The following is a 16,552-nucleotide window of genomic DNA, read 5'->3' as shown; positions in this document are numbered from 1 at the left end:
CCTGCTTACCCAGCAGGGTGACGTGCAGCACGCGGACGGCACCAGGATGGGCGCGCCCGAGAGCGCGCAGGCAGGCGGGCGCCCCCGCTCGTCCCGGCCAGCCCCCTCAGCGGGCGCGTTCGGTCGCCCCCACCTCGCGGCGGGGTGCGACCAGCAGCACCAGCGCGCCGGCCAGCATGCAGACGATCGATCCGGCCAGAACGCCGACCTTGGTCTCGGATTCGAGCTCCGGCGCGCCGGCGAAGGCCAGGAGTCCGATGAACAGGCTCATGGTGAAGCCGATGCCGCACAGGAGCGAGACCCCGTAGATCTGCAGCCACCCGGCCCCCGCCGGCCGCTGGGCGAGGCCGAGTTTCACCGCCAGGACGACGAGACCGAACACCCCGGCCTGCTTGCCGACGACGAGGCCGAGGGCCACGCCCAGGGTCACCGGATCGAGCAGCATCCCGGGCGTGAAGCCCGCGAGGGACACGCCCGCATTGGCGAAGCCGAAGATCGTCAGCGCCAGGAGCACGCCCGCGACCGTGGCGTGAATGCCGGATTTGAGAACGAAGACCCAGAGCACCAGCCCGAGCAGCAGGTAGGGCGACAGGCGGCTGATCCCGGCCCGGTTCAGGCCGTAGAGCAGGGCCAGCGTCACGGCCGCTCCGCCGAGCATCGGCACCGACAGGTCGGCGGTGTAGAACAGCGCGATGATGATGACGGCGCCGAGGTCGTCGATGATCGCCAGGGCGGTCAGGAAGATCTTGAGCGAGACCGGCACCCGGGACCCCAGCAGCGCCAGCACCCCGAGGGCGAAGGCGATGTCGGTGGCGGCCGGGATCGCCCAGCCTCGCATCGTCTCGGGCGAGTGCCGGTTCACCGCCAGGTAGACCAGGGCCGGCGCAGCCATGCCGCCGAGGGCGGCAAGCCCCGGCAGGATGCGGTCCGGCCAGGTCCGCAGCCGCCCGTCCAGCATCTCGCGCTTGATCTCGAGGCCGACCAGCAGGAAGAACAGCGCCATCAGGGCGTCGTTGACCCAATGCAGCACAGTCAGGCCGCCGAGCTTCGCCTGGAGCGCCGAGACGTAGGCCCCGGCCAGGGCGGAATTGGCCACCCCGAGGGCGAGGGCGGCGCTCGCCATCAGGACGAGGCCGCCACCGGCCTCGCTGGTGAGCGTCGAACGGAGGGCCGAGAACGGCCGCCGGAGCGGGGACGGGGCGTGCATGCCCTCCGGCTTACAGGGATCGGGCGGGGGTTCAACCGTCCCGCCGGCGAAACCCCCTCAGCGCAGGTTGGCCGAGCGCGTCCCCGCCCGGTCGCGGGAACCCGCATCGAACACCGTGCGGCAGCCGGGGCTGAGGCTCGCCCGGTTCACACGCATGCAGGAGACGATCTGGTCGCGGTTCGGCACGGCGCTCAGGCACAGGCGCATGACGTCGCCGCGGCACAGGGCGGCCTGCTCCTCCTCGCCCGCGAAGGCGGCGCCCGAAGTCAGGGCCGGAAGCGCGAGCAGGGTCGCGAAAGCGAGTCGGCCGAACATCTGCGTTTCCCCCGGCAATCCACGATCCCGGCTTGCCTCCGGGATCGGCGCGGGCATGCCGCCCAGCCGCGGTGGGAATGCAAAGGGGCTGGGGAAGTTCCTCATCCCTCAGCAGCGGGATCCAGCGACCGACCCGGCGTCACACATCGGCGGAGGGGCCGTTACGCGTGCCGGCGAGCCGCCTCGCGGACCCGCAGCGTTTCCCTCTCGCCGAGGGCCGACGCGCTTGCCCAGCCCGTGCGCTCCTGGCAATGGACCGGGGGGCCTCGCCCCGCACGCCTTGATCCCCGGGCCAAAGGATTCGACCTATGCCGCACGTGACCGTGAAGCTCTACCCCGGCAAGACGGACGAGCAGAAGACGCAGATCGCCGACGCGATCGTGGCCGCCGTAATGGCGAGCGCCGGGGTGCCCGAGGCGGCGCTCTCGGTGGCGATCGTCGACGTGCCCGAGGCGGATTGGGCGGCGACGGTCTATCACCCCGAGATCGTCGGGCAGCCGGACGTTCTGGTCCGGAAGCCGGGCTACACTCTGCCCTGAGCCCCGCTCAGCGCTTCGCGCCCTGGAAGGGGCGCAGGAGCCAGGCCAGCCGGCCGGCATCGTCGTCCTGGACCTCGGCCGGTGCGGCATCCGCCGGCCCCGCGTTTCCGGACTCCGCATCCTCCGGCTGCGCCTCGGGGGCCTTCGGCGTACTGGCATCCTGCATGATCTGGTCGAGCGGCGACGGCAGTTCCGCGCCGTACTCGTTCAGTAGAAGGGCCGCGTCGAGCAGGTAGCGGATCTGGTCGTCCGGGACCGGGCGGCCCGCGATCTGGGCGTCCAGCACCGTCGCGGCGAAGCGGGCTGCGAGCCGCGACAGCTCGGGCAGGCGGTCGGCCGGCGTCGTGGCCCCGATCGATATTGCTGGAGCGGCACTCACCCGCACTCTCCCTCGGTTTGGTTCAAAACTGGCGCGACCGCGACGAACGCTCGCGTGTATTCCACGAACTCTATCGCACGTTCCTCACCACTTCGTTGAACCGCGCCGACCTCTTCGCCGCAGGGTAAGCTCCGGCGCTCAACGGGCCGGCGGCGCGGTGATCAGGCGCGCCCCCCGGCGATAGGTCAGGTAGCGCCACAGCCATTGCAGCGACACCCGGGTCCGCTGGGCGAAATCCACCAGCAGCACCACGTGCACGGCCGCCCAGAGCAGCCAGGCCGGGAAACCCTTGAGCCGGCGTCCGCGCCCGAAATCGAAGATGGCCGCATGCCGCCCCACGATGGCGGCGTTGCCGCGATTCTGAAACGTGAACGGCGGCAATGGTTTACCCTGGGTCAGGGCCTCGCGCAGGGCGCGACCGAGATGGCTTCCCTGCTGCTGGGCGACCTGGGCCAGACCCGGCAGGGGCTCTCCCGCCGCATCGCGGATCAACGCCGTATCGCCCAGGGCGAACACGTCCGGACACCCGGTCACCGAAAGGTCGGGCTCGACGGGGATGCGCCCGTTCCGGTCCGGCGTCACCCCGAGCCACCCGGCCGCCGGCGAGGCGCGCACCCCGGCCCCCCAGATCACGGTGGCGGCCGGGACGACCCGCCCGGCGAGCGTCACGCCCTCCGAATCGATGTCCTGCACCGCCTGGCCCGTCATCACGCTCACCCCGAGGCGCTCCAGGGAGCCGAGCGCGTAGGCCGCCAGCGCCTCCGGGAAGGCCGTCAGCAGGCGCGGGCCGGCTTCGACCAGGATCACCCGCGCGGTGGTCGGATCGATGTGGCGGAAATCGCGGGCAAGCGCGTGGTGGGCGAGTTCGGCGATGGAGCCGGCCATCTCGACGCCGGTCGGACCGCCGCCGACGACTACGATCGTCATCAGGCGCGCGCGCTCGGCCGGGTCCTGGGTTCGCTCCGCCCGTTCGAAGGCCTGCAGCACCCGCGTGCGGATGGTCCGCGCCTCCTCAAGGCTTTTCAGCGACGGGGCGTGCGGCGCCCAGGCGTCATGTCCGAAATAGGTACTCGTCGAGCCCGTGGCGATGACGAGGCGATCGTAGGCGATTCCGCTCCCATCCGCGAGCAGTACCTGCCGGGCTCCCTGGTCGATGCCCGTGACCCGCCCCATCACCACGTTGACGTTAGCGGCTCCCGACAGGATGTGCCGGATCGGCTCGGCGATGTCGGCGGGGGAGAGCGCTGCCGTCGCCACCTGGTACAGCAACGGTACGAACAGGTGGTAGTTGTGCTGGTCGATCAGCGTGACCGCGACTTCTGACCCCGCCAGGGCCTTGGCGGTCGCGAGGCCGCCGAAGCCGGCGCCCACGATGACGACGCGAGCGGTGACTGCTCCGGATGACGATTGTTCCTGACTCATGCTGGCAGAACTGGAGCCGGGCCGGAATGTATCCCCGAGGATCCCTCAGGCTTGCGCGAGCATCGCCCCCAGCGTCGTGGCGAGGTTCGCTGGAACGTTCGGTTTAAGCAGGAAGGCCGCTCCCTCCGTCAAGAATCCGGAAGTGGGATCGGAATGGCCCGACATCAGAACCACCGCGAGATCCGGCCTCAGCGCGCGGGCACGCTGCGCCAACTCCCAGCCATCGATCGCGCCCGGCACATGCGCGTCGGTCACCAGCCCTCGGGCGTCCGGTGTCGCGTCCAGCAGGCGCAGGCCCTGGTCCGTCGTCTCCGCCCCCAGGACCGCAAGGCCCGCCCGATCGAGCATGTCGGCGATGGCCCGGCGCTGGTCAGGCTCCTCCTCGACCAGGATGACGAGGGCGCGGTGTTCATCGGGGTTCATGGCGGGTGCTCAAGGGAGGAGGTCTGGTGCGGTGACCAACCTCGTCGTGCGCGGGCTGGTTCAGCTGCACCACGACCGACCCGCGGGCCTTCAGCGGAATGAGGTTTCGCCGTCCGGGCTTTCGGGATCGGCGGGTGGATCGAACGCGCCGCCTGCCGCCGTCAGCTGCAGGCGCGACTCGGCCAGACGTGATCGCAGCGCGGTGTCGAGGCGGTCGAGGGCACCCGCCCGGTCGACCCACCAATCCGTCGACCAGACGCGGACCAGCGACCAGCCGAGGCCTTCCAGGATCGTCGCCCTGACCCTATCGCGATCGCGCGCCGTGGCAGCAGCGTGGTAGGTTGCCCCGTCGCACTCGACACCCGCGAGATAGTCGCCCGGCCTGTCGGGATGCACCACGCCGAGGTCGATGCGGAAGCGCGATACCCCGATCTGCGGAACCACGACCCACCCCCGACCCGACAAGGCCGCAGCGACCGCCTCTTCGAAAGGAGATTCAGCGCCGCCGAGCGAGCCCTGGACGGCCTCGGCCAGGGCGCGAGGTCCGCGCTCGGCGAATTCGAGGAAGTGCTTCAGGTCCCTGACCGCCGGTGCGCTGGTCCGATTGAGGTCGATCATTCCTGGTTCGAAGGAGGTGAACACCACCATTTCGCGACGGGCGCGTGTGAGGGCGACGTTCAGGCGTCGCCATCCGCCATCCCGGTTGAGCGGACCGAAGTTCATGGACATCGTGCCGGCCTCGGCCTCTGTCGGCCCGTAGCCGATGCCGAGCAGGATCACGTCCCGTTCGTCGCCCTGCACGGTCTCCAGGTTCTTGACCACCACGGGTTCCGGAACGTCCTCGCCGAAGGCGTACTCGATCTCGGGACGCCGTTTCCGCTCGAGGTCGAGAAGGTTCTCGATCAGCGCCTGCTGCTCGGTGTTCAGCGTGATGACGGCCAGGGTATGGGCGTGATCCACACAATCGGGGTCGGTCAGGCGCCGGACGATCTCGGCAACGATCGCCTGGGCCTCGATCTGGTTCGTCCGCCCCTTCCCCTTTGCGTAGACGCCCGAGACGCGCCGCCATTCGACCGCGCTGGCCCGGGTCTCCGCAGCCGGAAAGGTGATGAGGGCGCCGTCGTAGTAGCGGTGGTTGGAGAAGGCGATCAGGCTTTCGTGCCGGCTACGATAGTGCCAGCTCAGCCCATGGCTCGGGACGCCGGCCGCGAGGCATTCGTCGAGAATGCTGGCCATATCGGCCTCGACCTCGTCCGCATCGTCGGCATTCGCGGATCGCGTGAAGAAGCTGGTCGGCGGCATCTGTCGCGGATCGCCGGCGACGACGACCTGCCGTCCGCGGGCGATCGAGCCGATCGCGTCCCAGGGGGCGATCTGCGACGCTTCATCGAAGATGACGAGGTCGAACAGGGCCTGATCCGGCGGTAGGTACTGAGCGATCGACAGGGGACTCATGAGCATGCACGGCGCGAGGCGGGTAAAGGCCTCCCCCATCTCGGCCGCGAGTTGGCGGATGGGTTTGTGTGCGCGCTGCTTGCGCAGTTCATGCTTCAGGACGCCGTATCCACCCTTGCGCCCGACCGTGTCCTTGTCGGGGATCAACCCGCAGATGCGTGCCCGGACCATGCGGATCACGAGCGCGTCGAGGCGTTCGTCCAAGCGGCGAAAGGCGTCGATCGCATCGCCGTGCTCGGCCGTGACAAGATCCCGCAGTTCGGGCTCGGCATCGATGCCGCGCGCCGCGAACCAGCGGGCATGGATCGTCTCGAACAGGGCGAGCGCGCCGCCCTCCGCCACGGTTCCGGCCTCCAGGGCTAGAACGACCGCGCGCAAACCCGCGTCGAGGGCAGTCTGCCGAACCCGCTGCCAGTCGCACCATGGCTTGAGCCCGGCGGGCGCCGTCATAATGGCGGCCCCCAGGGCCGATATCCCGTCGAGGTCTCGGCTCGCCAAAGGGCCGAGGGCCAGCAGGACCGCGAGATGGCCCGCTGTGTCCTCCCACGCAGCGAGGCGAAGTCCGAGGTCGGCGGCCGCCCCGGCGATCCGGCCATCCGGGCTCAGCAGATCGTTGGCTTCGATCACCAGGGTGGCGGTTACCCGCGCAAGCGCAGCGAGCGTGTCGGCATCGGCGGCGGTTGCGGAGAGTGCCGATCGCAGCGCCTCGGCGATATCGGCCGTGCGCCGCATCGCAACGGTGTCGTGGCCGGCGTCGCACCCGAGCGGACCGGCGAGGTCCGGCGCGGCGGAGGCGACGAAGCTCTGGAAACCTGCCATCCGGCGCAGCACCGGCAGGTCACGTGCAGGGTCGGGCCGCGCAATCGCGTGGCCTTCCCTCCGAAGTCGCGCGGTGACGCGGCGGCGCGCGAGAACGTTGAAGGGCCAAACGCTCCGCGCTGCTTCGGCCCACGCGGCATCCAGCCGGTCGAGGTCCAGGCGCCGCAGCCCGTCCGCTGAATAGGATGTCGATAGGCTCCTCTCCGCCGCTCGGAATCCGTCGATCGCATCGGCGACGGTTCGGACACGTGCGATGCGGGCAGTGGCGTCGGGCGCGAAGGCAAAGCGCAGATCCTGGCCCGATGCCGCGAGCAGTGCCGTGGCCAGCCGATGGAGCTTGGCGATCGTATCGAGGTCGGTCGCCGGATAGCGCAGGCGCGTGGCGGCCAGGATCCCATCCCGCGCCTCGTCGAGGGCGCTGCGCGCTGGCGCGATCGCCCGTGCGGCGGCCAGGGTCCGCGCCTGCCAGCCATTCGACCACGCCTGGTGCCGAATGGGCGCGACGGCGTCGGGGATGACAGGAATGGCGCTGTGATGCAGGTCCAGCCGGTGGACGGTCTCCCGCAGGGCATCGAGGGACGCTTTGTCGTGCGCGACGTCTTCGGTCCAGCCGAGGTCCGGCAGGTCGGGCGACCAGTCCCGCACCACGCGCCCGATGGCGCCGTGCAGCGTCAAGCCGTTCCCATGCCTCTCGTGCAGCAGTCGGACAACTGCGTTGAGACGATCCCGCAGCCTTCGGACCTGAGCGGCTTCGCGGGCCCATTCCTCGGGGGACAAGGCATCCCGAGCCTCCCAGGCGCGTTCAAGGCTCTTCAGGACCTCGAGCTTCGATGCCCTGTTCGAATGAAGTTCTAGGCAGAACGTGCCGAGACCTTTCTCCGTGAGCCGCCGATGGACCACGTCGAGGGCGGCGCGCTTCTCCGCCACGAACAGAATGCGCCGTCCGAGGGCGAGATTATGCGCGATCATGTTGGCGATGGTCTGTGACTTGCCCGTCCCGGGCGGTCCGTCGAGGACGAAGTCGCAGCCCCGCGCGGAGGCGACGACCGCCGCGATCTGCGAGGAATCCGCCGGAAGGGGAACAAAGAGTTCTGACGGGTCGATCGCGTCGTCGAGGTGCTCTGGTCTCGGAAAGGGCGGCCCCTCGGGAAAACGCTCACGCGCCCGCTCGATCAGATGCCGCACGACAGGGCTCGCAGCCAATTGATCACTTCGGTCCGCCAAGTCCTTCCACATCAGATATTTGGCGAAGGAGAAGGTGCTGATCACCACATCCTCGGTGACCTCGAAGCCCGGCACGTCCCGCACCGCCCGCCGCACGAGGTTCCAGATCCCAGCCACACCCAAGCCGCTCGCATCCATCGGCAGGGAGCCGTCCAGTCCCGGGATCGGCAGCGCAAAATCCTGGCGCAGCATTTCCAGAAGCGTGAGATTGAAGCGCGCCTCGTCGTCATGGCGCAGCAGGGCGACTCCGGACAGGGCGCTCATCCGCTCCAGTTTCACCGGCAGGAGGATGAGGGGCGCCCGGTAGACCCGCGTGTCGGCGCCCGAGCGGCGCCACTTCAGGAAGCCGAGAGCGAGGTAGAGCGTGTTGGCTCCACCTTCCTCCAGATCGGACCTCGCCTTCCGGTAGAGGTCGATCAGCATCGGATCGAGGTGTTTCACATCGAGGTGTTTTACATCGCGATGCTTCGCGTCGCCGACGGCGACGACCTGATCGCGTTCGAGGGCGGCGCGGGCATAAGCCGCTCGCTGGTCCTCGCCGTCCGGGAGCGGACCGGAGGTCTTGCCGGGTCCGCCGTTCCCGAAGTCGGGTTCGGCGATGACGCGAATTCGTTTGCCCGCCGACAGGCGGTCCTCCAGCCTCGCCGGTTCCGGGCAGGCGAGCCGGACGGCCTTCGCACCTTCGGGCAGGTTGAGCAGCCGGTTGCGCGTTGTGAGGTCCAGCAGACGGCGCTGCCAGAGCGCGATCCGGCCGGCCGGCGTGCTCGGCTCCGCCGTCACCTCGACGTCGAAGGCGGGAAGGGGCGGGGCTGCTTCGAAGGACGCGAGCGTTCCGACCCGCACGGCTGAATCGTCCGACGGGTTGTTCGGGGGGCTGTGTCGCGGGGTGTCGAGCGGGTGGATGCGGCGCAGGCGCGCGCGGCGGATGTCCAACGCCATGGTGAAGGTGGAGTCGGCATCCTCCGCGATCCGCCGGCGCGCTCCTGCCAGGGCGCTGCCGAAGCCGGGCGGATGAGCCTGCCCAGTCAGAGCCGTTTCGAGCAACACGAGATCCTGGAGATCGGCCCGCTTCCGAAGGGAGGCCGCCTCGTCCGTAACGAGGGCCGCAAATTCCTGTGGCTGCAGCCAGGCTCCCGCAAGGGCCTGTTCCCCGGTCAGCACCACGAGGGGGTTGAGGCCGGCTTGTTCGACCACGGCGGCGAACAGGAGCGCCAGATCCAGGTCCGTCGCCCTTCCATCCTTCAGGATGTCGGTCGGAGAACGCACTGCCTGACCCTCGGTCGCAAAGCCGGCAGGCGATCGCTCTCCGACGAGGCGCAACCCGCAGATGGCGGACCAGATCGCCGAGGTGACATCCCAGGCGCGGCTCCGCGAGCGGTCCGCATAGCCATCGAAGCCATCCGGTTTACCCGCACGCCGGAGGATTCCCGAGGTTTCCAGCAGAATGCCATCGACCGCCGAATCGGTCGGCCTCACGAAGGCGGCGAGCAACTCGCCCATCGACGCCGCCCCGCCCCATTCGGATGGCTTGAGAAGCGTAACCGGATGCTCGCTGACGGCCAGCGTTCGGTCCGCATGAGACACACGCAGCATGACCGTGCCGGTGACCGTTTCGTTCAGGTCCGCCAGGAAACCTGCGGCGAGCGAAATGTCGCGGTCAGCCAACCGGACGGACCCGCCTGGACGGATGCAATCGATCGCCCAGGAGCGCGGCTTCAGAAAGGACGGGTCGGCCGTCAGCGTCACGACGAGATCCGCGTGGACTTCGTCGTCGCCGACGATCTCCAGTTCGTTGAGAACCGGACGGGCGTTCTGGTGCGAGGCGAGACCAATCCTGCTCGACACATCTGCCCGCACCGCAACCGCCATTGCGCTTCCTCCCGGCAGCCCGAAGATTCCTGCCGATCAGGATTCCCGCAGATCATCCTGTCTGCAGGTCAACGCTCTCGGGCGTGCCATGGCTTGGTTGTACGCGAGGTCGCACGCAAGGAAAAACCACAGGTTGTGAACTGGGGCAGGGGTAAGAGCTTGGAGGCCCGATGCCTAAGCACGATCGAATTCGATCGGTTCGTTGGATGCGTCAGCGGTGGAAAGCCCGGTCGGGAGAAGCAGACCGAGGCGAGTCCGGGCCACCGTTATGCCGGGTCGGAGCGCCGTACTACGTCGCGCCGCTTCGCGGTCTGTGGCTGGGGCATCCCCCGGCCCGGTTCTTTAGCGGCCTTAATGAATTTCCCGAGAGAGATCCCCAGGGGAATCGAGAGCACGAGCCACTTCAAAAGAAACCTGACCATGTCCACTGCCCCTATGCCACATCACCTTACACGATCCGGCAAGGCGCAACGATGAAGCGATGTCACAGCCGATGAGCGGGCCCCGCCGGAGCCCGAGCCAATTGCCTCGTGAACCTTAACGGGGAAGTCCTTTGAGAACGGCGTTGTGTAGGGTCCGAAGCCAATGAAGCGCTTCCTTGGCCTTGGCCTCCGCGATTTCCGCACGCATCTCCGCCTGTACGATGGCGGATCGGCTGGCATTGCTGGCATCGACGATCGCTTCGACGTTGGCCAGTGTTACCGACCAATCAAAGTCATCATCCGCCGGTTTGCCGGTCTCTGCTCTCTGAGCGATGGTCTCGGTAAAATTGCTTGGGAGAAGGCGCTCCAGGCTTCCGTCCGTCTGTTGGAAGGATTCTTTGAAGATCTCCCGGATGCGATCGGCCTCTTCATTGACGGTGGCTTGGCTCGCAAGCTTCCTCTCGGCCTCCATCTCTGAACCTCCTCTCAAAACACAGGTGGGGATCGCGGCAAGAAAGCATCATGCGGTGAATTATTGTTTAACTCGCGCCGGGGTTTCGATCATTCGGCCAAACTCAACCGTCCGACGCATGCAGAAGGGCGTCCCGCCCAATGCCGGCCGTGAGCGCCGTCCGGCACGCGCCGGGCATCCACGCCATCATGGCCGGGTGCCGGCCAAAACAGCTTTGACGGCGGGGGCGACCCGCGTGCCGAGCAGCGTGATCGAACGCTGCATTGCGTCGGTCTCCAGCATGGCCGAACTCATCTGGAAGGTGACGCGGGATAGGCCGCCCAAGGCCTCGTTCGCAGCCAGGATCTTGGCGCCGACCGTTTCGGCCGAACCGATCAGGAAGGTACCGTCCGGTCCGCACATCGCGTCGAATTGGACACGGTTGGCTCGGGCCCAGCCGCGCTCGCGCCCGATCTCGGTGAACATGTGTGCCCAACCGGGGAAGAACGCATCGCGCGCGGCCTGATCGGTGTCGCCGACGAAGCCCATGGCGTGGACTCCGACGCGGAGCGTGTCCGGCGCATGTCCAGCCCTGCGGCCCGCCTCCCGGTAGAGATCGACGAGGGGACGGAAGCGCTGGAAGCTGCCGCCGATGATCGCCACCATCAGGGGCAGGCCGAGCGTACCCGCGCGCGCGAAGGATTGCGGGGTACCTCCGACCCCGAGCCAGATCGGAATCTGGGCCTGATGGGGGCGCGGATAGACACCCTGACCGCTGAGCGGGGGACGGAAGCGTCCGCTCCAGGTCACATGGACCTCGTCGCGCAGCGTCAGGAGCAGGTCGAGCTTTTCCGCGAACAGGGCGTCGTAATCCTCCCTGGCGAACCCGAACAACGGATAGGCCTCCCCGAAGGAGCCGCGACCGACGACGATCTCCGCGCGGCCTCTGGCGATGAGATCCACGGTTGCGAATTCCTGGAAGACCCGTACCGGATCGGCGGCGCTGAGCACCGTAACGGCGCTGGCGAGCCGGATACGCCGGGTTCGCGCCGCGGCCGCGGCCAGGATGACGGTGGGGGCCGAATCGAGGAACTCCGTGCGATGGTGCTCGCCGATGCCGAAGACGTCGAGGCCCACCCGGTCGGCGGTCTCCACCTCGGCCAGCAGCGCCTCCATCCGGTCCGCCGGCGAGACTGTTCGGCCCGTCTCCGGATCCGGCATGGTAGCGGCGAAGCTGTCGATCCCGATTTCCATCGTCATGCCCTCGTGGTGGTTGTCGGCGTCCTGGCCTGTTTCCCCTTCATGACAGGCGGCCATTTTCAGACCAGCCGGTCTCTTGCGATGCGATCCATCGTCAGCGACGATGGTTGCCACGCCGGTCCGTTGATGGCGACGGACGTCTTCGTCCTGAGATAACCCGTCATGTTCACAGTGCTAGGCGATGACATCGGGCTGGTTTTGATTTTATCCATCGGGCTGGCCGATGGAGGCGTCTGACCATGCTCGACGGAGTCTCGCTGGACCAATTGCGGATCTTCCAGGCGGCGGCCGATGAGGGCAGCTTTTCCGCGGCAGCCCGTCGTGTCCGGCGGACGCAATCGGCCGTCAGCGAAACAATCGCCAACCTCGAAGCGCAACTCGGCGTCACGCTGTTCGATCGGAGCGGGCGCTATCCCCGCCTGACGACCGAGGGCGTCCTGCTTCTCGCCGATGCCCGCGCGATCGTCGCCGGGGTCGACGGCATGAAGGCGCGGGCCAAGGGGATGGCCGGCGGGCTCGAGGCGGAATTGACCGCCGTGATCGACGTGTTCTTCCCGATCCGGGTTCTGGCCGACACCGCCCGCGAGTTCCGCGTGCAGTTCCCGGCGACGCCGCTGCGTCTCTACGTGGAGGCGCTTGGGGCGGTGATTCAACCCGTCCTCGATCAGCGGGCGAGCTTCGGCCTGGTGGGCTCGCTTCCGACCCTGCCCGCAGGCTTGACGGTCGAGCGGATCGGGACCGTCGAGTTCGTGATGGTCGCGGCGTCCGATCACCCGCTGGCGGCACATCGCGACATGATTCCGAGAGACGTCCTGGCGCAGCATATCCAGCTCGTCCTCACGGATCGCTCCGAGCTCTCGGCCGGACGCGAGTTCGGTGTGATGTCACCGACGACGTGGCGCCTAGCCGATCTGTTCGCCAAGCACGCCTTTCTTGTCAGCGGGCTCGGCTGGGGCGGCATGCCGCTGCATTCGGTCCGCCAGGATATCGCCGAGGGCCGCCTCGTCGAACTGGCGATCGAAGACGTTCCGCCGGGAGGGCTGTCCCTCCCGATCTCGGCGGTTTACCGAACCGCCGCGCCGCCCGGACCGGCTGGGCGCTGGATGATTGAGCGCCTGAAACGGCGCTCGACCGATGGGGAGCCGGACGGGGACCCGTGAAGGCCCACCGGCCGGCAATCAGGCGAAGTGGCTGACCACCAAGGCATCCGCCTGATTGCCAAATACGGTGCTGTCTTTGAGGGCGAAGTTCCAGTTTACGGCCCCGGAATTGGTATTGGGTGTATCGGCCGTCAGAGCGAAGCCATTCCTGATGGTGGCTGATTGTGCTGCGTCGAGAGTGTATTCTGCACCCCTCGCGCCCTTGTACACGGTGGTCTGACCCACCAATGTCGCGTCCGGACGATCGGTCAGGTCAGCGTCGCTGAAGGCGATGCGTCCGGAGGTCTGGTCGAGAGCGGCATTGCCGGTCGTGCTTGACCGCTCGCGCACCGTTTCGCTGGCCAGGCTCTGAGCCTGGGCGATCGTCGGCGCATCGTTGGCGCCCGTCACCATGATTTCGACGGCCTGCAGAGACGATGAGCCAAGGCCGCCCGCCACCTGAACGTCGTAGATGACGGTCAAGGTCTCGTCCCAGGCCAGGAAATCGAGGGTCTTGTCGACCGTGCCGTACGCGAACTGAACACGACCCGCGCCGGTGCCGGTGCTGTCGGTCACTTGCAGGCTGAATGTGCTCGCCGCCGTCAGCAACGTGACTTGATCCATGGTGAGTTGGCCGCCGGACCATGAGAAGCACGCGGGGCCGGCCGTGGTGACGTGCGTTTCAGACAGGTCGGCATCGTGGAAGCGCAAGTCGCCGCTGGCGGCCTGCGCCGCGAGACTTCCGGTAACTTTTGCGGTCTCGCTCAGGCGGTGAGGACCCGAGGCATCGGCGTCCAGCACCACCGCATCGTTGGTGCCGACGATGTCCAGGGTGACGGTCGCGGTGCTGACGCCGCCATGCCCGTCGCTATCGAGTAGGTGAACCGATCCGTGCCGTGCTCGCCTTCGGCAAAGGCAACCTGGTTCGATGCGGCGTAGGACAGAAGATCCCTCGCTGCGTCGAAGGCAACGCTGCCCATGGTGCTCCCGGTCTCGACGCTGGTGATGTGGAGGGAGTCGCCCTCGTCGATCGCCCGGTCATTGGCGAGAAGGAGCGTCGACAGCTCCCACGTCCCGGCATCGAACCCGACCGAGATCCTGCCGTCGTGGCACTCGGCATTACGCGGATCGATGTCCCGTGTTTTCGGCGCCGATAAGGACGGTGTTGTTGCCGTTGCCGAAAACCACTTCGCCGCGCTTGGACCCGTCCAGCGTGATGGCATGGTCGAGGTTGTCTGAGAGATGAATTCAGGCGTCGCCTCAGTTCTGGAGCACCAGCCTCGTTCCGCTGAACTCGGCGATCTCGATGCCGCGGCTCGAATTCCAAGCTTGATTGAGAGAGATAACCGCGGTCGCGTCGCCCTGCCAGTCCGGCGACATCATGTTTACGCCGGATACGGTGCCGGCGGTGATGCTGTCGCTTGCGAAGCTGAGATCACCATATTCCGAAGAAAATATATGGGTGCTCGCGCCCGTATCATCTGAGGCGCTCGCGCTGTGTTGCGGGATGTCAGATTTAGGATCATCTGTATAAGTATAGTAGATGGCAATCCTGAGTCAAAGGGCGGAATGGGGTGATCATTTGTAGCAGAAGAGATCCAGCCCGGTTCCATGGCTCCATGCGCAACCGTCAGCGAAACGACACTCATTCCTGAAAACGTTCTGGATGTTATAATTAATGAATCATTTATATGGGGATTCTGGTGCGATCGATGGGGTGAACTACCGATCTGAACGACAAGACCTATTAGTTTTAATTGCTCGAGCAAACTCGGGTTTGCCCAGTCCCACGCGTCATGGTCCTGTGACGATGTCGCTGAAGTTGTCGTTTTGTCGGTCGAAATCTGCCAGAATGTAGATCTGTCACTTTATCGAAGCAAAACTCGCTGCGCGGATCCGGCGCAGGGACGAATTTATACCAATGGTGTGATGTCCCGGTGCCGGCGCGTGATTCCTTATCGACGTCCCGGGAGCGCACGCTGCTCCAGGATTCTGATCCGCTCGGGCCCGCATTGTCCGGCGTCGAGCGACCGGACGGAGTTGTCGGCCTCCGTCGACGCAGATCCGGCGCGCAGGTGCCGTTCGGTCCAATGCGGAAGTCCGCGTCGCAATCGTCAAAGGCCCCCGGTCATCCCGCCCTCGATGACGCGGATCCGAGACCGCAGATGAATCGCCTTGAGGGCGCGCTGGGCGGACCGGCGCAGGAGCTTCGCGTAGGTCTGCCGCTGGGCCGAGATTTGGCTCGGCGCCGGATCGGCACCCGGAGTCACCACTCGCACAACGTCCAGCAGGACGCGTTCGACCAGGGTCCAGGGCAGGTCTGCGGCTTTCATGATCAAAAGCGCATGATGCCGCGTGGGGCCGGTCCCTGTCACAGATCGCGCGAGGACATCGATCTCGGTCTCCGCGAGGTAGGCAATCACGGCCAGCGCTTCGGCGAGGTTCTCCCGCGTCAGGGCGTCGGCGATGTCGACGGGTGCGAGCGGACGTTGCGCTTCCAGGCTTCGCACGCGCGCTACCGCCGCGCGCAGTCGGCGGTCGGAGAGCGCATCGCCCGCCGAGACCTGCGGAGCCAGGATGGCGGGCATGCGGCTGCTTTCGAGGCTGAGGCCGGAATTCTCACCGCAGAAGGGAGGCTGCCGCGTCTCGACCATCTGCCTGAACTGCGTGAGGAGCACCTTCCTGGTTTCCGGTGGGACATCCTGGCGTTTCGTCAGGGCCACGGTGATGTGGCCGTCACCTTGCGAGATCGCGACAAGGCGGAGCAATCCCCCGTGCGACAACCGAGCGGTCCGGTTGGCCGACAGCGTTCGGAGAACCGGCCAGGTTCCGCGCCAGACCACGACATCCGTGACGGGAATGCTGACGTGAGGCCGCTTGGCGATGGCATCCAGGTGTTGCTGGCTCCGGACATGAGCAATCGCGATCAGATCCTCGTCGAGCGCCAGCACCGAACCGGACAGGAGCGGGCTGGCGACTTCGCTGTGCAGATCATAAGATAGTTCTTTCACTGTTTGTGCCGGGCCGCGACTGAGATGAGATAGGCTACGGGCGAGCTTTGCACGAACACTGAGTGTCTCAATTCTTGACATTCGTAGAAGAATTTCATCGAAGACACGAACTTCATTGTCGGATAGCGGATTGTCGAACTGGTCTGCGATCTTCAGTGCAGACGAACTTGGCGCATTCGCAACAAAGCTTTCAAGAAGACGCATTAATTTTGCGTCTTCCATGAATTGATAGGGCAAAGCTTAAGCTCCCGCGTCAACGGCCGAATGAGTCGCCTGGATTTGATCTTGATTGTCCTTTTCACTGCTTTAGAAAGCCGTAGCCTAATTAATCATGGCCGCAACCTTCGGCATTTGAAGCAAATTCGAGCCGCCCAGCGTCAATGCGTTGGCGCTCAAGCAAAAACTGGCTGTGACGTTCTTTTCCCCACCCCGCGTTTAGAAAGGGCTTTCGGAAGCGCTTGGGAGGCCACTCGTCATACGGCCGAACGGTTCGACGCAGCTGCGCCATCCGGTGCATTCGCGCGGCGTTCGAGCTGATCCAAAGCGCTGCCCGCCTCGCGGCCGAGCGTTTGATAGAATTGGAGGCGGACGGTCGGACGGATGCGCCTGACAGGGAG

General features: G+C 66.7%; 15 protein-coding genes. 3 read left to right on the top strand and 12 right to left on the bottom strand.

Going from position 1 to position 16,552, the window contains the following annotated elements:
- Positions 1 to 106: 106 nt before the first annotated feature.
- Positions 107 to 1,207, bottom strand: coding sequence for a Na+/H+ antiporter NhaA (gene nhaA, locus ACV7NL_RS02355; protein WP_463354813.1), 1,101 nt, complete (start codon positions 1,205 to 1,207; stop codon positions 107 to 109).
- 57 nt (positions 1,208 to 1,264) lie between these two features.
- Entirely contained in the window at positions 1,265 to 1,522 is a 258-nt protein-coding gene (locus ACV7NL_RS02350; RefSeq protein WP_056181679.1) for a hypothetical protein, read from the bottom strand.
- Positions 1,523 to 1,830: 308 nt separating this feature from the next.
- Between ACV7NL_RS02350 and ACV7NL_RS02345 the strand changes: the two genes are divergently transcribed.
- Positions 1,831 to 2,061 (top strand): tautomerase family protein, encoded by a 231-nt coding sequence (locus ACV7NL_RS02345; protein ID WP_056181677.1) that lies wholly within the window; start codon positions 1,831 to 1,833, stop codon positions 2,059 to 2,061.
- A 7-nt stretch (positions 2,062 to 2,068) separates the two neighbouring features.
- Here ACV7NL_RS02345 and ACV7NL_RS02340 read toward each other — a convergent pair whose 3' ends face one another.
- The 6 genes from ACV7NL_RS02340 to ACV7NL_RS02315 form a co-directional block, all read right to left on the bottom strand.
- A complete protein-coding gene (locus tag ACV7NL_RS02340; protein WP_244476968.1) occupies positions 2,069 to 2,440 on the bottom strand; it encodes a hypothetical protein in 372 nt (123 codons plus the stop codon).
- A 138-nt stretch (positions 2,441 to 2,578) separates the two neighbouring features.
- Complete coding sequence (locus tag ACV7NL_RS02335) at positions 2,579 to 3,862, bottom strand: NAD(P)/FAD-dependent oxidoreductase (protein ID WP_463354812.1); 1,284 nt, start codon at positions 3,860 to 3,862, stop codon at positions 2,579 to 2,581.
- Positions 3,863 to 3,907: 45 nt separating this feature from the next.
- Entirely contained in the window at positions 3,908 to 4,285 is a 378-nt protein-coding gene (locus ACV7NL_RS02330; protein WP_463354811.1) for a response regulator, read from the bottom strand.
- Positions 4,286 to 4,375: 90 nt separating this feature from the next.
- Positions 4,376 to 9,628: a DUF4011 domain-containing protein gene (locus ACV7NL_RS02325; RefSeq protein WP_463354810.1), complete on the bottom strand. Its 5,253-nt coding sequence runs from the start codon at positions 9,626 to 9,628 to the stop codon at positions 4,376 to 4,378.
- A 561-nt stretch (positions 9,629 to 10,189) separates the two neighbouring features.
- Positions 10,190 to 10,546, bottom strand: coding sequence for a hypothetical protein (locus ACV7NL_RS02320; protein ID WP_056181669.1), 357 nt, complete (start codon positions 10,544 to 10,546; stop codon positions 10,190 to 10,192).
- A gap of 186 nt (positions 10,547 to 10,732) precedes the next feature.
- Positions 10,733 to 11,779, bottom strand: coding sequence for an LLM class flavin-dependent oxidoreductase (locus tag ACV7NL_RS02315; protein ID WP_463357041.1), 1,047 nt, complete (start codon positions 11,777 to 11,779; stop codon positions 10,733 to 10,735).
- Positions 11,780 to 12,024: 245 nt separating this feature from the next.
- On the opposite strand from ACV7NL_RS02315, the gene ACV7NL_RS02310 reads away from it, so the two are divergent.
- The gene (locus tag ACV7NL_RS02310; RefSeq protein ID WP_247636913.1) at positions 12,025 to 12,945 is read left to right on the top strand and encodes a LysR family transcriptional regulator; all 921 of its coding nucleotides are present in this window, start codon (positions 12,025 to 12,027) and stop codon (positions 12,943 to 12,945) included.
- A gap of 18 nt (positions 12,946 to 12,963) precedes the next feature.
- On the opposite strand, the gene ACV7NL_RS02305 is transcribed toward ACV7NL_RS02310, so the two are convergent.
- The gene (locus tag ACV7NL_RS02305; protein WP_463354809.1) at positions 12,964 to 13,725 is read right to left on the bottom strand and encodes a VCBS domain-containing protein; all 762 of its coding nucleotides are present in this window, start codon (positions 13,723 to 13,725) and stop codon (positions 12,964 to 12,966) included.
- The gene (locus ACV7NL_RS02300) at positions 13,689 to 13,931 is read right to left on the bottom strand and encodes a hypothetical protein (RefSeq protein ID WP_463357040.1); all 243 of its coding nucleotides are present in this window, start codon (positions 13,929 to 13,931) and stop codon (positions 13,689 to 13,691) included. Before ACV7NL_RS02300 ends, ACV7NL_RS02305 begins: the two co-directional genes overlap by 37 nt.
- Here ACV7NL_RS02300 and ACV7NL_RS02295 point away from each other — a divergent pair.
- Positions 13,903 to 14,163: a hypothetical protein gene (locus ACV7NL_RS02295; protein WP_463357205.1), complete on the top strand. Its 261-nt coding sequence runs from the start codon at positions 13,903 to 13,905 to the stop codon at positions 14,161 to 14,163. The genes ACV7NL_RS02300 and ACV7NL_RS02295 overlap by 29 nt on opposite strands.
- Before the next feature lie 21 nt (positions 14,164 to 14,184).
- Here ACV7NL_RS02295 and ACV7NL_RS02290 read toward each other — a convergent pair whose 3' ends face one another.
- Positions 14,185 to 14,307, bottom strand: coding sequence for a hypothetical protein (locus ACV7NL_RS02290; protein WP_463354808.1), 123 nt, complete (start codon positions 14,305 to 14,307; stop codon positions 14,185 to 14,187).
- Positions 14,308 to 15,038: 731 nt separating this feature from the next.
- Entirely contained in the window at positions 15,039 to 16,172 is a 1,134-nt protein-coding gene (locus ACV7NL_RS02285; RefSeq protein ID WP_463354807.1) for a DUF2336 domain-containing protein, read from the bottom strand.
- Positions 16,173 to 16,552: the final 380 nt, after the last annotated feature.

The organism is Methylobacterium sp. Ger2507 (assembly GCF_055231875.1).
This window is presented reverse-complemented; position numbering and strand designations above follow the sequence as displayed.

Excerpts from the sequence above, each read along its gene's own strand:
- nhaA (WP_463354813.1), bottom strand. The coding sequence starts at position 1,207 with ATGCACGCCCCGTCCCCGCTCCGGCGGCCGTTCTCGGCCCTCCGTTCG.
- ACV7NL_RS02350 (WP_056181679.1), bottom strand. The coding sequence starts at position 1,522 with ATGTTCGGCCGACTCGCTTTCGCGACCCTGCTCGCGCTTCCGGCCCTG.
- ACV7NL_RS02345 (WP_056181677.1), top strand. The coding sequence starts at position 1,831 with ATGCCGCACGTGACCGTGAAGCTCTACCCCGGCAAGACGGACGAGCAG.
- ACV7NL_RS02335 (WP_463354812.1), bottom strand. The coding sequence starts at position 3,862 with ATGAGTCAGGAACAATCGTCATCCGGAGCAGTCACCGCTCGCGTCGTC.
- ACV7NL_RS02330 (WP_463354811.1), bottom strand. The coding sequence starts at position 4,285 with ATGAACCCCGATGAACACCGCGCCCTCGTCATCCTGGTCGAGGAGGAG.
- ACV7NL_RS02320 (WP_056181669.1), bottom strand. The coding sequence starts at position 10,546 with ATGGAGGCCGAGAGGAAGCTTGCGAGCCAAGCCACCGTCAATGAAGAG.
- ACV7NL_RS02315 (WP_463357041.1), bottom strand. The coding sequence starts at position 11,779 with ATGGAAATCGGGATCGACAGCTTCGCCGCTACCATGCCGGATCCGGAG.
- ACV7NL_RS02310 (WP_247636913.1), top strand. The coding sequence starts at position 12,025 with ATGCTCGACGGAGTCTCGCTGGACCAATTGCGGATCTTCCAGGCGGCG.
- ACV7NL_RS02295 (WP_463357205.1), top strand. The coding sequence starts at position 13,903 with ATGGTGCTCCCGGTCTCGACGCTGGTGATGTGGAGGGAGTCGCCCTCG.
- ACV7NL_RS02290 (WP_463354808.1), bottom strand. The coding sequence starts at position 14,307 with ATGATGTCGCCGGACTGGCAGGGCGACGCGACCGCGGTTATCTCTCTC.